Below are 15,009 nucleotides of genomic sequence, written 5' to 3' on the forward strand. Positions count from 1 at the left end.
TCAAGGTTCAGGAGACGTAGGGGCGTGCCGCGCGCGCGTCCCGCAAGGCCGTGCCCCACCAGGTGAGCTGGTCGAGCATCGCCTTGACGCGCTGCGCGGGCGCCTCCGCCTGGCACGGTTCGCCGCAGTCGTCGACGCTCCCGTCCAGCAGGTCGAAGCTCACCCGGCACGGCATGGTCATGCTGTGCAGGCCCGTGAAGACCGTGCGGAGCTGCTCCACCGCGTACAGGCCGGTGGAGCCCATCCCGTACGACACGAAGCCGACCGGTTTGGCCTGCCATTCGTCGTAGGCGTAGTCGATCGCCTCCTTCAGCGCGGCCGGGAAGCTGCGGTTGTACTCGGGGGTGACCACGACGAAGGCGTCCGCCCCGGCCAGCCGGGCGGTGAACTCGGCGACCCCGGGGGTGGCCGCCGCCGGGTAGCGGGCCGGGAACGGCACGTCCAGCAGGTCGATGACGGCCACGTCGAGATCGTCGCGCCGCCGGGCCTGCTCCGCGAACCAGCCGCCGATCCGGTCGCCCACCCGGCCCTCGCGGGTGCTGCCGACGATGACCGCCACCCGCAGGGGCGCCGCATCATTGATCATCGGTTGCCTCCCCTAGGTCTTGGGTGTTCACCCAGAAGGCGCTAGAACCCGCGCGATGTCCGCTAGATCCGATCTAGCACACTTCTGTGTCACCCGATTCCATGCAGACCGGACGGCTCTCGAAAACTCATCGGCGGCGGACGTTGCGTGCCATGCGGTGCCAGGTGTGGCGGCGGCCGCGGATGGCGACGGAGTAGTCGTAGAGGAACTCGGGGTCCATCGCGCCGGCGATGTAGGCGTCGCCGATGTGGTGCGCGTCCACGCCGATCTCCTTGGCGTTCAGCGCCAGCTGCGGGACGAGGGTGCGATGGGAGCCCTCCTGGCTGGTGCCGATGGTGCCCATCGCGATCGCTCCGGCGGCGTGGATCTCCCGCACCGCCTCGGCCGCGATCGCGCCGGTCACGCCGGGAACGGTGCCGGGCAGCGGGACCAGGACGCCGTCCGCGCCGGCCTCGGCGACGGCGCGCATGCCGGACGCGTCCAGCGGCTCGATGCGTCCGGCCATGTGCATCTTCCCGGACCAGATCGCGACGTCCTCGCCCAGGGCCTGCCGCAGCTCCCGGCTGGCGTCGGCGATGTCGGCCAGATCGGCGCCGGTGGCGGGATTGGCCGTCACGCACAGGAGGGCGGCGCCCTGGTCGACGAGGCGGCGGGCGTTGTCCACGGTGGCCTTCCGGCCCGGGGGCACGTCACCGGGTTCGAGGTTGACGCCGATGGGACGTCCGACGGAGCCGGCGACCTCGGCCAGCGAGCCGAACTCGCCGAGGACCGGCAGCCGCCACCGGGTGCCGTCGAACGCCCGCTCCACCAGGTTGAGGATGACGATGTCGGCCCCGAACGCGGCGACCAGCTCGATGTTGCTGACCCCGCCGGTGCCGTGGGCCCCGGCGAGCATCGCGGCGTCCGCCCACAGTTCGGCGACCACGGCGCGGCCCTCGCTCGCGGCGACGGAGGCGGTCAGCTCCCGCCCGCGCAGCGCGGCGAGCTCACTGCTTTCAAGATCCAGAATTCGGCGCATGGGCCCATCCTGCCTGGTGGCGCACGCCGATGGCGTCCAGCGCCCGGGGGAGGGGGGCGCTGGACGCCGGGCCGGCCGCGGGCGCGATGCCGCGAGCCGGCGGCGGGCCGGCCGTCAGGTGCGGAACGGGCCGGTGATCTCGTAGGTGATGCCGGATCCGGAGGTGCCGCGCTGGGACGAGAAGTACAGCCGGTTCCCGGCGGGGGTGAACGCCGGACCGGCGATCTCCGATCCGCTCTGCCCGTTGACCCGCAGGAACACCGAGATCTTGTCGTCCGGGGAGATCACGCAGATCTCCATGTTGCCGCCGTCCTCGGCGACGTACAGGTCGCCGAAGGTGGAGCCGGTGATGTTGTCGACGCCGGTGAGCGGCGCCGGGCCGGGGTTGACGAGGTTGTCGTCGTAGGCGAGCTCGTAGGTGTTGTTGAGCAGGTTGAACTGCCACACCCGGTTGTCGCCCTTGGTGGTGATCCAGACGGTGTCGCCTGCGTAGTGGCAGCCCTCTCCCCCGTTGAAGACCTTCATGCCGGAGACCTGGTCGCGGGTCGGGGTCGGCGAGCCGTCTGGGTCGGGGACGTTCGCCCAGGAGAACGAGCCGGACGTCCCCGTCCCGCCCGTGAGGACCTGCAGCGTGCCCGTGGACAGGTTGCCCCAGGTCGCCGGGATGAAGCGGTAGAGGCCGCCGTCGCCCGCGTCCTCGGTCAGGTAGATCACCTTGCGGACCGGGTCGGCCGCGGCGGCCTCGTGGTTCCAGCGCCCCATGGCGTCGCGGCGGGTGGCGGGGGCGCCCCACGGGTCGCATTCCCACACGTAGCCGGTGCTGACCTCTTCGCAGGACAGCCAGGTGTTCCACGGCGTGGCGCCGCCCGCGCAGTTGCGGCTGGTGCCCGACAGGATCCGGTACGCGGAGGTGACGGTGCCGCTGGAGTTGAAACGGAGCGCGGAGGCGCCGCCCGAGCCCGAGACCTCGGAGTTGGACACGTAGATCCAGCCGGTGCCGTCGGCGAAGACGGCTCCGCCGTCGGGCGCGCTGTGCCAGGTGTAGGACGTGCCGGGCACCGGCTGGCCGGACCGGGCGACGATCCGGCTGGTGAACCCGGACGGCAGCTGGATGCCGTTGGCGTCGGCGGACCCCAGTGCCCCGTACGGGCCGGGGCCGAGCTGGGCGGGGGCGGCGAGGGCGGCGTTCTGCCAGAGGGTTCCGGAGAACGCGACGGCCCCCGTTCCGAGGACAGAGGTGCGCAGGAAGGTACGACGTTTCATCGGCGGTGTCTCCTGACGGCTGGGGGTGAGACGATCCGTTGCCGCGGCATCACCGAAGGTAAGGAGACATGGCAAAATCCACGCCCGTTCAGGGTGAACAAAAGCCAGCATGAAAATGGCTGATTTCCGCCCTGACATTGATCGGCCAATTGGCCGTCTCGGACGATCTTCCAGCCTTATGAAAGTGGTCCAGAAATCGAGGCCGCCGCGACCCCGATTTCTGGACATCCGCTCATCGAGCGTCTCGATCAATTATTTGAATGGTGCCGGTACGCGCCGGGCGGCGCCGGGCGCGCGAGACCGGAGGAGGTCGCGCGGGCCCGGAGGAGGTCCGCCACGTCGGCGAGGCCCGTCTGGACGCGTCCGTACACGCGGGGGTTGAGCAGCGTCGCGCCGTCGAAGTCCCCCGCGTTCGCGAAGATCGCGACGGGCACGGTCAGCGCCTGGAAGAAGGCGAAGAGGGGCCGCATGGCGTGCTCCAGGACGAGCGCGTGGTGATCGCCCCCGCCCGTCGCGGCGAGCAGGACGGGCTTGCCGGCCAGCGCGTACTGCTCGACGAGATCGAAGAAGTGCTTGAACATGCCGGGATAGGAACCGCGGAACACCGGCGCCGCCGCGATCAGGAGGTCGGCGTCCTCGGCGAGCCGGAGCGCGGCCTCGACCTCGGGCGGGACGCCGTCGCGCTCGATCGCGCCGGTGAACCCCGGCCCCAGGCCGTACACGTCGATCCGGAACGTCTCGATGGGGAGCATGCCCCGCAGCGTGTCGAGGACGACGTCCACGAGTCCCATCGTCTTGGACGGACGGCTCGGGCTGCCGTTGACGACCACGACCCGCAAGACCGCGCCGTCCCCCGCCGTGGCGGGGGCTTCTGCCTCGATGACGGTCATGCCGCCCTCCCCACGCGCGCGGCGGTCTCGCGGCGCACGACCGGCGCCACCTCGGTGCCGAGCCGCTCGATCGCCTCAAGGTGCTCTTTCTGCGGCATCCCGCCGAAACCCATCTGGATGATGGCGCGGTTCAGCCCGTACAGCTCGTGGTAGGCGAGCAGCTTGTCGATGACCTCCTGCGAACTCCCCACCAGCAGACCCGCCCTCGGTGAGGACTGCGCGTCGAAGGCCGCCCGGGGCAGAAGGAGCCCCTTCCCTCGCTGATGGTTGTTCTCCGCCATGCCCTTCGCGAAGTACGGGTACATGACGTCTCTCGCCTGCCGGCTGGTGCGTCCGACATAACCGTGCGTGTTGATGCTGATCGGCAGCGCGCCCGCGTCATGCCCGGCCTCCGCGGCGGACTCCCGGTAGAGGTCGACGGTCTGCTCGTGGAAGGTCAGCGGCCCCAGCAGCAGGGCGAGCGCCATCGGCAGGCCGAGCCGTCCGGTGCTGATCGCGGATGCCGGCGACCCGCCGACGCCGACCCAGATCGGCAGCGTGGCGCCGTCGGCGCGGGGCGCGATGTCGGCGTCCGCCAGCGGCGCCCGGAAACGTCCCTGCCAGGTGAGCGGGTTCCGCTCGCGGATCCTGAGCAGCAGGTCGAGCTTCTCCCTGAACAGGTCGGCATAGTCCTTGAGGTCGTGGCCGAACAGCGGGAACGACTCGGTGTAGGAGCCGCGTCCAGCGATGATCTCGGCCCGGCCCGCCGACAGCAGGTCGATCGTCGCGAACTGCTCCCAGACGCGGACGGGGTCCTCCGAGCCGAGCACGGTGACCGCGCTGGTCAGCCGGATGCGCTCGGTCGCCTCGGCCGCGGCCGCCAGCAGGATGGACGGCGCCGACCCGACGAAGTCGGAGCGATGGTGCTCGCCGACGCCGAACACGTCCAGCCCTACCTCGTCGGCGACCCTCGCCTGCTCGATCGTCTCGCGGACGCGCTGCCGCGGCGATGGCGCGGCGCCCGTGCGGGGGTCCTCCGTGATCTCGCCGAACGTCATGATGCCGATCTCGAATGCCATGTCCGGTCCTCTCTCGTCGGCGGCGCGGCGCTCGGGCCGCGCCCTGCTGCATGGCGGCCGGCGGGTCCGGAGCGGTCCCGGCCGGCACGACGCGAACAACTTGCGTGCGCAGACAAATATTCCGGTTGGCCGCGGGGGCGCCGTCCGGATACCGTGCCGACATGGCGACCGACCGGCTGCGGGACCTTGAGCAGGAGGCTTGGAGCGGGTTCCTGTACACCCACGAACGGCTCTGGCGCGCGCTGGAGGCGGGGCTCGCCCCGTTGAACGTGAGCATGGCCGAGTACAGCGTGCTGTCCCTGCTCTACGAGGCCGCCCCGCAGGGCATGCGGATGTCGGAGCTGGCCCAGCGCCGCCTGATGTCCAGCGGCGGGTTCACGCGCCTCGCCGACCGCCTCCAGAGCCGGGGCCTGATCGAACGGCGGCGGTCGGCCGCCGACGGCCGCGGCTTCGACGCGACCTTGACCGCCGAGGGCCGGGCCCTGATCCGCCGGGCCCGCCAGCGGCACCACGCCGACCTGCGCGAACTCTTCTTCAACCGGCTGGACGACGATCGCCTGCGCACCCTCGCCGAGACCTGGGCCGTCCTCGACCCCGACACCGACCCCGGCGACACGGCCCGCGAAACCGGAAAGGCGTCCTCTCCCTAAGGGTCGGCCCTAGGTGAGCGCGTCGATCGCGGCGACGTCTTCCGCGGTGAGCTCGAAGCCCTCCAGGTCGAAGTTGGAGGCGATGCGCTCACGGCGCGACGACCTGGGGAGGATCACGATGTCGTGTTCCAGATGCCAGCGGAGGACGACCTGGGCGGGAGTGACCCCGTGCCGCCCGGCGATCTCGGTGAGGGCCGGATCGCTCAGATCGGTGTTCTTCAGGCCGCTGTAGCCCTCGACGACGATTCCCCGGCGACGATGCTCCTCCAGCCGGGCCGGATCGTGCCGGGCCGGGCTCCACGAGATCTGGTTGACCGCCGGCTGCTCCCCGGTGGCCTCGGTCAGCCGGTCGATCTGCGCCGTGCTGTAGTTGCTGACCCCGACGTTGCGCGCCAGTCCGTCGTTCTTGGCGGACAGCAGTTCCTCCCACGCCGGGACGAGCTCGCCCGGGCCGGTCGGCCAATGGATCAGCCACAGATCCACATAGCCGGTGCCGAGTTTGCGGAGGCTCGTCTCCAGGGCGCGGCGGGCGTGCCGTGCGTCCCGCGGATGCAGTTTGGTGGTGACGAAGACCTCCTCGCGGTCCACGCCACTGTCCTTCACGGCTCTGCCGACGTCCGTCTCGTTCTCGTACAGCGTCGCGGTGTCGAGATGCCGGTAGCCGATATCGAGCGCCGCGCGCACGGACTCGTACGCCGCATCGCGCCGCAGCTCCCACGTCCCGAATCCGATCAACGGCAGCGCGGTCCCGCCGGGCAGATTCACAGTCCGAGTCATGCCCCCATTCTGCCCCCCGCGCCCGCCTTGATCGACGTTGCCGCGCGACCGGCGGGTCGCAATTCATTCCGCCATTGGCTCGGCCGCGTTGCGCCGCCCCGCCGGACCGCCCGGCAAGTTAATTGCGAAGATCCTGGTATACTCGCGCTCTGAGGTTTCCCAATGATGCGGAGTGAACGCGGATGTCGGAAGCTGAGTCGGCGCGGCGGTCGAGGCGCCGGCAGATGTCGAAGGACGAACGGCGTGCCGAGATCATCCGGGTCGCCGCCGACCTCTTCGAGAAATTGGGGTACGCCCGTGCCTCCATGGACGACATCGCCGCCGCCGTCGGAATCGGCAAGCCCACTCTTTATCACTACTTCCGCAGTAAGTCGGAACTGCTGTGGTACATGCACGAGGAGCTGATCGACGGCCTCATCGAGTCGCACTCGGCCCGGGTCGAGCAGGGCTGGGAACCGGCCGAACTGCTGCGCGGCGTCATCCAGGACTTTCTGCACAACATCGCCACGCGGCGCGGCCAGTGCCGGGTCTTCTTCGAGAACCACCGCGAGCTTCCGGACGCCGATCTCGCCGTCGCCACCGAGAAGCGCGCCCGCTACGAGGCCATGGTGCAGGACGTCGTCCGCGACGGCATCGCCGCCGGAACGTTCCGCAAGGTCGACGCCAAACTGTTCAGCCTCGCGATATTCGGCATGAGCAACTGGGCCTACCAGTGGTACCACTCGGACGGCGAGCTCACCCACGACGAGATCGCCGACGCCTTCTGGGACTACGCCTACCGCGGCCTGAGGCCCTGAGAGAGCAGGGCCCAGGGCCCCAGACCGGCGGTGGGCGTCAGGCGGTGGTGACCGTGCCCGCCTCGTCCTCGTCCGGCGTCACCGGCTCCTCGATGTCGTCCCGGTAGGTCTCCGGCAGCAGGAGCACCGACACGGCGGTGATCAGGCACACGCCCGCCATGTAGGCCGCGATCGACAGCCATGATCCCGTCCAGGCGTACAGGGACGTGGCGATGAGCGGAGCCAGCGCGCCGCCGACCACCGAGGCCACCTGGATGCTCAGCGACATCGCCGAGTAGCGCGTCGCGGTCGGGAACGTCTCGGCGAAGAAGGCGCCCTGCGGCGCGTACATCGTCGTGTGCAGCAGCCCCAGCCCGACGATGAACGCGAACGCGATGACGACCGGCGACTCGGTGTTGAGCAGCGGCCAGAACGCGAACGCCCACGCCCCGACCAGCGCCGAACCGGCCGTCAGCATCGTCTTGCGGCCGACGCGGTCAGACAGCGCCCCGGCGACGGGCAGCAGGACGAGCTGGAACCCGGCGCCGAGCAGCACGCCCAGCAGGATCCTGTTCTTCGGCATGTCGAGGATGTCCTCGTTGGTGCCGTAGGCGACGGCGAACGTCATGAAGAGGTAGTAGGTGACGTTGATGCCGACGTAGGCGCCGCCGATCAGCACGATCTTCCGCGGGTAGCGGCTCAGCGCCTCCAGCACCGGCGAGCGCCCCACCGGCGGCTTCGGCCGCTCCTTGACCCTGCCGGCCGCCGTGTCGGCCTTCGCGGCGCGCTGCAGGCGCTTGAACGCCTGGGTCTCCTCGATCCGCAGCTGGATGTAGAGCGTCAGCCCGAGCAGGACGACGCTCGAGAGGAACGGCAGCCGCCAGCCCCAGGCGTCGAAGGACTCCGAGGTGGTGACCAGGCCCGCGAGCAGGAAGGCGAGGTTGCCGACCAGGATCCCGGCGGGCCCGCCGGCGAGCGCGAAGCTGGAGAAGAACCCGCGGCGGTGGGCCGGCGCGCTCTCCAGCGCCAGCAGGATCACCCCGCCGGTCTGGCCGCCGAGCGCGATCCCCTGGACGAGCCGCAGCAGCACCAGCAGGAGCGGGGCCGCGGGGCCGATGGCGTCGTAGGTGGGCAGCACGCCGATGAGCGTGGTGCCGATGCCCATCGTCAGGAGCACCATGACGAGGGACCGCTTGCGGCCGTGGACGTCGCCGAGATGGCCGAAGATCACCGCGCCGAGCGGCCGGGCGACGAACCCGACGGCGAACGTCGAGAAGGACAGCAGCGCCCCGGCGAGCGGGCTGTGCCCGGGGAAGAACAGGTCGGGGAAGACCAGCGCCGCGGCCGTCCCGTAGATGAAGAAGTCGTAGTTCTCGATGCTCGACGCCGCCAGCGCCGCGGCGGCGATCCGCAGCGTGCCCTTCTTGGGCGCTTCTTTCGCGGGTGTCGTTCCGGAGACCATCCGCGTTTTCCTTTCACCGACGTGGCGGACCGCCCACCGGCGGTCTCCCGGTCATTCGCCGCGCGTGAAAAGTGTTTATGGCCCAGGGTTCCGTGCCGCCGGGTCGACAATTTTCCGCCTCGGCTCAGGTGCGCGCTGATACCCCCGGGCAGCGCCTTGGTGATCGGCCGCGACGTCATTGAAGGCGGCGATCTCGATGTCAGCTCACATCACTTCCGATGTGGTAGTCCCATCCTCCCGACCGACCGGTCGGGCGTACAAGTACGATTGCAGGTGGGAGGGGGCGTGTCAACCCTCACCAGCATGATCCATTACCATTGTGCGGTTGCCGCTCCAGCGCCCCGCTCCTAAGCTCAAGAAGTCGATCCTGAAAAGGCGGGTGGCCCAGTGAAGTTCGGTATCTACACGCTATTGACCGCGGCGAGCATCCGGCCGGACGTGGTGGCCCGTGCGGCGGAGGAGCGCGGTTTCGACTCCCTCTTCATCGCCGAGCACTCGCACATTCCCGTCAAGCGCGAGACCCTCTGGCAGGGCCGCGCCGAGCTGCCGGACGCCTACTACCGCACCCTGGCCCCGTTCACGGCGCTCGCCGCCGCGTCGACGGCGACGTCCACCCTGCTGCTCGGCACCGCCGTCGCGCTCCTCCCCCAGCGCGACACGATCCACACCGCCAAGGAGGTCGCGACGCTCGACGTGCTGTCCGGCGGGCGGGCGCTCCTCGGCGTCGGCGCCGGCTGGAACCGCGAGGAGATGCGCAACCACGGCACCGACCCGCGCACCAGGGGCGCCCTGCTCGACGAGCAGCTCGCCGCGATCAAGGCGATCTGGACCGAGGACGAGCCCGAGTTCCACGGCACGCACGTGGACTTCGACCCGATCCACCTGTGGCCGAAGCCCGTCCGGCGGCCGCACCCGCCGATCTACGTCGGCGGCGAGAGCCCGGCGGCGCTCGCCCGCGTCGTCCGGCACGGGGACGGCTGGCTGCCCCGCGCCGCGACCCCGCCGGCCGAGATCCGCCGGGTCGCGGCGCACTTCGCCGAGCAGGGCAGGCCCGGCGTCCCGATCACGCTCTGCGGCCTGGACGCCGACGCCCGCGCGGTCACGGACCTCGCCGACGCGGGCGTGGAGCGGATCGGCCTCGCCCTCCCCACCGCGCCGGAGACCGAGGCCCTCCACGCCCTCGACGCCCTGGCGACGTTCACCGACGGCCTGCGCTAGGCCGCGGTCGTGCTGCGTGGGGAGGGGACGGGAAGGCGGCGGTCCGCTGCGGGCCGTGTCCGCTCGACCGCGCGGGCCACCGCCAGGACCAGCCCCTCGGCATGGCGCGGTCCGACGATCTGCAGGCCGATGGGCAGCCCGGCGGCGGTGAAGCCGATCGGGACGCTGATCGCCGGCTGGTGGGTCATGTTGAACGGGTAGGTGAACGGCGTCCACTCCGCCCAGTCGCTGAGGCCGCTGCCCGGCGGCACGTCGTGCCCGGCCTCGAAGGCCGGGATCGGCACCGTCGGGGTGATCAGCACGTCATGGCGGGTGTGGAACTCGCCCATCCGGACGGCGAGCGCCAGCCGCTCCGCCTCCGCCGCCAGGTAGTCGCCCGCCGAGTAGGTGAGCCCGCGCTCGATCACGGCGCGCAGCCCCGGGTCGACGTCGTCGGCGCGGGCGTCGAAGACGTCGAGCCACCTGGCCGCGCCCGCGCACCACAGCACGTCGAACGCGGGGAGCGGGTCGGCGAAGCCCGGGTCGGCGGCTTCGACGCGCATGCCCGCGTCCTGGAGCGCCCGCGCGGCGGACGCGACGGCGGCACCGATCTCCGGGTCGACGCGGACGAAGCCGAGGTCGGCGGAGAAGGCGGCCGACACCCCGCGGACGTCCCCGTCCACCGCCCGGCTGTAGGGGCCGTCGTGGAGCCCGAGGTCGTAGGGGTCGCGGTGGTCGGGCGCCGCGAGGACGTCGAGGAGGCGTGCGGCGTCGTCCACCGTGCGGGCGATGGGTCCGGCGTGCGCCAGGACGGCGAGCGAGCTGAGCGGGTACTGCGGGACGCGGCCGTGCGTGGGCTTGAAGCCGACGACGCCGCAGAACGCGGCGGGGATGCGGATCGAGCCGCCGCCGTCGGTGCCGACCGACAGCGGGCCCATGCCGGTGGCGACCGCGACCGCGCTGCCCCCGCTGGAGCCGCCCGAGGTGCGGGACGTGTCCCAGGGATTGCGCGTGATCCCGGTGAGCGGGTTGTCGCAGACGCCCTTCCACCCCATCTCCGGGGTGGTGGTCTTGCCGAGCAGGACCAGGCCGCCCTCGCGGAGGCGGGCGGCCACGGGGCTGTCGACGTCCCACGCCTGGCCGGGGTCGATGCGCCGCGAGCCGCGGAGCGTCGGCCAGCCGCGGGTGAGGAAGAGGTCCTTGATCGACATCGGGACGCCGTCGAGCGGGCCCAGCGGGGTCTCGTCCCGCCAGCGCTTCTCGGCGGCGCGGGCCGACTCCAGCGCCTGCTCCGGGTCGACCAGGGCGAAGGCGTTGACGCCGGCGTCGCGCTCCCGGATCGCGTCCAGGGCCGCGGTCGCCGCCTCCACCGGGGAGAGCGTCCCGGCGGCGTAGGCGGTGACGAGTTCGCCCGCGGTCGGCACTGTGGTGAGATCGCCGGCCATCCGTCCTCCTGGGGATTCGAGTGACGATATCTATGCAGGTCATAGGCCAGACAAGCGATGCCGACCGACCGGTCGGGCGACTCTAGTAAAAACCGCCCTCGCGGGATCGTCAACCCCCGGATTCCCGCATTGACATCGGCTCGAAGCCATGTAAAAGTCGAAACCGACCGACTAGTCGGTCGGATGAAGGGTGACGGCGTAATGGACTTCAGCATCCCGGCCGAGCTCAGCATGTTCGTCGACTCCGTGCGCCGGTTCCGCGAGCGGGAACTGATGCCGCTGGAGCCGCGCTTCCTCGCCGAGGGCAGGCTCTCCCCCGAGGAGCGCCGCGAGCTCCAGGAAAAGGCCAGGGACCAGGGGCTATGGGCGCTCGACGTCCCGGAGGAGCACGGCGGCCAGGGCATGGGCACGCTCGCCGCCTGCCTGGTCGCCGAGGAGCTGTACAAGCATCCGGCGATGTTCGACTTCGGCGGCAGCCCCGAACCGGTCCTCTACGAGGCCGACGACGAGCAGAAGAAGAACTACCTGTATCCGGTCATCGCGGGCGAGCGGCGCAGCTGCTACGCCTTCACCGAGCCCGGCACCGGCTCCGACTTCGCGCGGATCGCCACGACGGCGGTCCGCAGCGGCGACGACTGGGTCATCAACGGCACCAAGATCTTCATCTCCGAGGTGGACCGGGCCGACTTCTGCATCCTGTTCGCCAGCACCGACCCGGGCGCCGGAAGCCGCGGCATCACCTGCTTCCTGGTGGACATGGGCACGCCCGGCTTCGACGCGTCCCGGCCGATCCCCACCATGGGCGACGACTGGGAGCCCTACGAGCTGTCGTTCACCGACTGCGTCGTCCCGGACTCGGCCCGGCTCGGCCCGGTCGGCGGCGGCTGGGCACTCGCGAACGAGCAGCTCACGCACGGCCGCCTCAAGATCGCCGCCTATCAGCTCGGCATCGCGCAGCGCTGCATCGACATGGCCGTCGAATGGGCGAAACAGCGCGTGACCTGGGGCAAGCCCATCGCGACGCGGCAGGCCGTGCAGTGGATGCTGGCCGACTCCGCCGTCGAGCTGGACGCGGCCCGCTTCCTCGTCTACCGGGCCGCGTGGATGGCGGACGAGGGCCAGCCGATCCGCAACGAGGCGTTCATGGCCAAGCTCTACGCGACGGAGATGGCCCAGCGCGTCACCGACCGCTGCCTGCAGATCTTCGGCGGCCTCGGCTACAGCAAGGAGCTGCCGATCCAGAGCTTCTACCGGCAGGTGCGGGTGTGGCGGATCGGGCACGGCTCGTCCGAGATCCACCGCTGGATGATCGCGCGTAACCTGCTCGGCCTGTCGTCACGCGACTGAACCGCTCACCCTCGGGAGCCGTCGTGGATCTGATCGGGAACCGCACCCTCGCCGACCTGCTGACCGAGCGGGCCGGCCGGCATCCGGACCGCGCCTGCCTCATCGTCGAGGACCGGACCGGCGCCGTCACCGAATACACCTACCGGGAGACGCTCGACGCCGTCCGCCGGACCGCCGGCGGGTTCGCCGGCCTCGGGATCGGGCGCGGCGACGCGGTCGTGATCCAGCTCCGCAACAGCGCCGAGTTCGTGTTCGCGTGGTTCGGGCTGGCGTGGCTCGGGGCCGTGATGGTGCCGTCCAACGTCGCGAACACGGCCGCCGAGCTGGCCTACCTGATCGAGCGTTCGGAGGCGGTGGGCGTCCTGACCGAGCCCGCCCATCTCCCGATGTTCGCCGAGGTCCTGGCGGGCGCGCCCAAGGTCGGGCACCGGATCGTCGCGCGCGGCGACGGCACATCGCACGGGTTCGTGCCGTTCGCGGACGTGGCGTCCGGCCCGCCCGCCGAGCCCGCCAAGGGCGTGGGCTCCGAGGACGTCGTGGAGATGCTGTTCACCTCGGGCACCACGGCCCGCCCCAAGGCCGTCATGATCACGCACGCGAACTGCCTGTGGGGCGGCGAGCGCGTCGCGCGCGGCGCCGCGCTGCACGGCGGCGACCGGCTGCTGACCGCGCTGCCGCTCTTCCACATCAACGCGCAGGAGATCACGGTGCTGGCGGCGCTGACCGTCGGCGGGACGGCCGTGCTGCTTGAGGAGTACCACGCAGGCGGGTTCTGGTCGCGGGTCCGGCACCACGGCGCCACCTCGGTGAGCCTGGTCGCCATGCAGGTGCGGACCATGCTGGCGCAGCCGCCTTCACCGGACGACGCCGCGCACCGCGTCCACCGCGCCATCTACGCGATCAACGTCACCGACCGGGAGAAGGACGAGTTCGAGCGCCGCTTCGGCGTCGAGCTGATCAACGGCTACGGGCTGTCGGAGGGCGGCACCGTCGTCACGATGTCCCCGGTCTTCGGGGACCGGCGGTGGCCGTCCATCGGGCTGCCGAACTTCGACCGGCGGATCCGGATCGTCGCCGAGGACGGCCGCGACCTCCCGGCGGGCGCGGTCGGCGAGATCCTCGTGTCCGGGGTCCCCGGCCGGACGCTGATGAAGGGCTACTTCAAGGACCCGGCGGCCACGGCCGCGACCGTCCGGGACGGCTGGCTGCACACCGGCGACCACGGCTACCTCGACGAGCAGGGCTACGTGTACTTCTTCGACCGGAAAAAGGACGTGATCAAGCGCGCGGGCGAGAACGTGTCAGCGAGCGAGGTGGAGTTCGCGCTGCTGGCGCATCCGGCGATCGCCGAGGCGGCGGTCGTCGCCGGGCACGACCCGGTACGGGACGAGGAGGTCGTCGCGTTCGTCGTCCCGGCGGCGCCCGGCGGGCCGCCCACCCGCGAGGAGATCACCGAGCACTGCCGGACGCGGCTCGCGGGGTTCAAGGTGCCGACGCGGATCCATGTCGTCCCCGAACTGCCCAAGACCTCGATCGGCAAGGTCGAGAAGAAGCTGCTGCGGGCGCGGCTGTCCGAGACGGCTTCGGGAGGTGAGCGGTGAACCTGGACGAGGTGTGCGAGCAGGTGCGGAAGCAGGTCGGGACCGTCGTCCGCGACAGCCTCGGACGCGTCTCCGCCACGGAGTTCCAGCGGTTCGCGATCGCCGCGGGCGAGACCGACCCGGTGTACTTCGACGACGAGGCGGCGCGCGCAGCCGGGCTTCCCGGGGCCATCGCCCCGCCGCTGTTCCTCAGCAGCGTGCTCGGCTGGGGCGCGGGCCCGCCCGACGGCGAGCTGGGCGCGGACGGCACCGGCGACGAGACGGCCGGGCTCCCCCTCGCCGGGCTCCGGCTGATGGGCGCCGGCCAGGACCTCGACTTCCACAACCCCGTGCATGACGGCGTGCGCGTCGTCCGGGAGACGTCGGTCGAGGACGTGACGCTCAAGGACGGCCGGTCCGGCCCGTTCCTGGTCATCACGAGGCTCCGCAGGTTCCTCGACGAGTCGGGCACTCCCCTGCTGACCTGCCGCGACAACCTCATCGCCCGTCCGGAGGCGAGCGCATGACGCCCCGGACCTTCGAGGACGTCGCGGTCGGCATGGCGCTCGACCCGGTGACGGTCCGCCCGACCCCGACGCAGCTGTTCCGGTTCAGCGCGGCGACATGGAACGCGCACCGCATCCACTACGACGCACGGTACGCGGCGGCGGAGGGGTATCCGGGCGTGCTCGTCCAGTCCCATCTGCACGGATGCTTCCTGCTGCGGACCGCGCTCGGCTGGGCGGGCCCGCGCGCACGGCTGCGCTCGTTCGGCTGGCGCAACCGCGGCATCGCCGTGCCCGGCGACACGCTGACCTGCACCGGCGTGGTGACCGCCTGCCGGGTCGACGGCTCGGGCGCCGGGCTCGTCGAGTGCGCACTGGAGGAACGCAAGGACGACGGAACGCTCTGCGCCCCCGCAACCGCCGTCCTGGAACTCCCAAGAGAGGACGCCTAGGC

The 15,009-nt window shown here is 71.3% G+C and carries 15 protein-coding genes; 7 read left to right on the forward strand and 8 right to left on the reverse strand.

The window, feature by feature from the left end; translation table 11 throughout:
- Nucleotides 1-7: 7 nt before the first annotated feature.
- From ACH34S_RS00645 to ACH34S_RS00665, 5 genes are all read right to left on the reverse strand, one after another.
- Nucleotides 8-586, reverse strand: coding sequence for an NADPH-dependent FMN reductase (locus tag ACH34S_RS00645; RefSeq protein WP_395950354.1), 579 nt, complete (start codon nucleotides 584-586; stop codon nucleotides 8-10).
- Nucleotides 587-713: 127 nt separating this feature from the next.
- Nucleotides 714-1,604 (reverse strand): hypothetical protein, encoded by an 891-nt coding sequence (locus ACH34S_RS00650; RefSeq protein WP_395950355.1) that lies wholly within the window; start codon nucleotides 1,602-1,604, stop codon nucleotides 714-716.
- 114 nt (nucleotides 1,605-1,718) lie between these two features.
- Complete coding sequence (locus tag ACH34S_RS00655; RefSeq protein ID WP_395950356.1) at nucleotides 1,719-2,867, reverse strand: alkaline phosphatase PhoX; 1,149 nt, start codon at nucleotides 2,865-2,867, stop codon at nucleotides 1,719-1,721.
- 248 nt (nucleotides 2,868-3,115) lie between these two features.
- On the reverse strand, nucleotides 3,116-3,757 hold the full coding sequence (locus ACH34S_RS00660) for an NAD(P)H-dependent oxidoreductase (protein ID WP_395950357.1): 642 nt from the start codon (nucleotides 3,755-3,757) through the stop codon (nucleotides 3,116-3,118).
- Nucleotides 3,754-4,815 (reverse strand): LLM class flavin-dependent oxidoreductase, encoded by a 1,062-nt coding sequence (locus ACH34S_RS00665; protein ID WP_395950358.1) that lies wholly within the window; start codon nucleotides 4,813-4,815, stop codon nucleotides 3,754-3,756. Before ACH34S_RS00665 ends, ACH34S_RS00660 begins: the two co-directional genes overlap by 4 nt.
- Before the next feature lie 161 nt (nucleotides 4,816-4,976).
- On the opposite strand from ACH34S_RS00665, the gene ACH34S_RS00670 reads away from it, so the two are divergent.
- Nucleotides 4,977-5,465 carry a MarR family winged helix-turn-helix transcriptional regulator gene (locus ACH34S_RS00670; protein ID WP_395950359.1) on the forward strand — a complete coding sequence of 163 codons (489 nt, stop codon included), beginning with the start codon at nucleotides 4,977-4,979 and terminating at the stop codon, nucleotides 5,463-5,465.
- 9 nt (nucleotides 5,466-5,474) lie between these two features.
- Here the strand turns inward: ACH34S_RS00670 and ACH34S_RS00675 are convergent, their stop codons facing one another.
- On the reverse strand, nucleotides 5,475-6,242 hold the full coding sequence (locus tag ACH34S_RS00675) for an aldo/keto reductase (protein WP_395950360.1): 768 nt from the start codon (nucleotides 6,240-6,242) through the stop codon (nucleotides 5,475-5,477).
- A gap of 224 nt (nucleotides 6,243-6,466) precedes the next feature.
- Here ACH34S_RS00675 and ACH34S_RS00680 point away from each other — a divergent pair, with 224 nt between their 5' ends.
- Entirely contained in the window at nucleotides 6,467-7,039 is a 573-nt protein-coding gene (locus tag ACH34S_RS00680) for a TetR/AcrR family transcriptional regulator (RefSeq protein ID WP_395950361.1), read from the forward strand.
- A 37-nt stretch (nucleotides 7,040-7,076) separates the two neighbouring features.
- Here ACH34S_RS00680 and ACH34S_RS00685 read toward each other — a convergent pair whose 3' ends face one another.
- Nucleotides 7,077-8,480: an MFS transporter gene (locus ACH34S_RS00685; protein ID WP_395950362.1), complete on the reverse strand. Its 1,404-nt coding sequence runs from the start codon at nucleotides 8,478-8,480 to the stop codon at nucleotides 7,077-7,079.
- Between the two features lie 387 nt (nucleotides 8,481-8,867).
- On the opposite strand from ACH34S_RS00685, the gene ACH34S_RS00690 reads away from it, so the two are divergent.
- On the forward strand, nucleotides 8,868-9,698 hold the full coding sequence (locus ACH34S_RS00690) for an LLM class F420-dependent oxidoreductase (protein WP_395950363.1): 831 nt from the start codon (nucleotides 8,868-8,870) through the stop codon (nucleotides 9,696-9,698).
- On the opposite strand, the gene ACH34S_RS00695 is transcribed toward ACH34S_RS00690, so the two are convergent.
- Entirely contained in the window at nucleotides 9,695-11,122 is a 1,428-nt protein-coding gene (locus tag ACH34S_RS00695; protein ID WP_395950364.1) for an amidase, read from the reverse strand. The genes ACH34S_RS00690 and ACH34S_RS00695 overlap by 4 nt on opposite strands.
- A gap of 201 nt (nucleotides 11,123-11,323) precedes the next feature.
- Between ACH34S_RS00695 and ACH34S_RS00700 the strand changes: the two genes are divergently transcribed.
- The 4 genes from ACH34S_RS00700 to ACH34S_RS00715 are packed head-to-tail and all read left to right on the forward strand — an operon-like array spanning nucleotide 11,324 to nucleotide 15,007.
- Nucleotides 11,324-12,469: an acyl-CoA dehydrogenase family protein gene (locus tag ACH34S_RS00700; RefSeq protein WP_395950365.1), complete on the forward strand. Its 1,146-nt coding sequence runs from the start codon at nucleotides 11,324-11,326 to the stop codon at nucleotides 12,467-12,469.
- A gap of 23 nt (nucleotides 12,470-12,492) precedes the next feature.
- Nucleotides 12,493-14,070, forward strand: a complete 1,578-nt coding sequence (locus ACH34S_RS00705; RefSeq protein WP_395950366.1) for an AMP-binding protein — start codon at nucleotides 12,493-12,495, stop codon at nucleotides 14,068-14,070.
- Nucleotides 14,067-14,576, forward strand: coding sequence for a MaoC family dehydratase N-terminal domain-containing protein (locus ACH34S_RS00710; RefSeq protein WP_395950367.1), 510 nt, complete (start codon nucleotides 14,067-14,069; stop codon nucleotides 14,574-14,576). The genes ACH34S_RS00705 and ACH34S_RS00710 overlap by 4 nt, the downstream gene beginning before the upstream one ends.
- On the forward strand, nucleotides 14,573-15,007 hold the full coding sequence (locus ACH34S_RS00715; protein ID WP_395950368.1) for a MaoC family dehydratase N-terminal domain-containing protein: 435 nt from the start codon (nucleotides 14,573-14,575) through the stop codon (nucleotides 15,005-15,007). Before ACH34S_RS00710 ends, ACH34S_RS00715 begins: the two co-directional genes overlap by 4 nt.
- Nucleotides 15,008-15,009 lie beyond the last annotated feature (2 nt).

The sequence above is a fragment of the Actinomadura sp. 3N508 genome, assembly GCF_044326375.1.
In the GTDB taxonomy this organism is placed as follows: domain Bacteria; phylum Actinomycetota; class Actinomycetes; order Streptosporangiales; family Streptosporangiaceae; genus Spirillospora.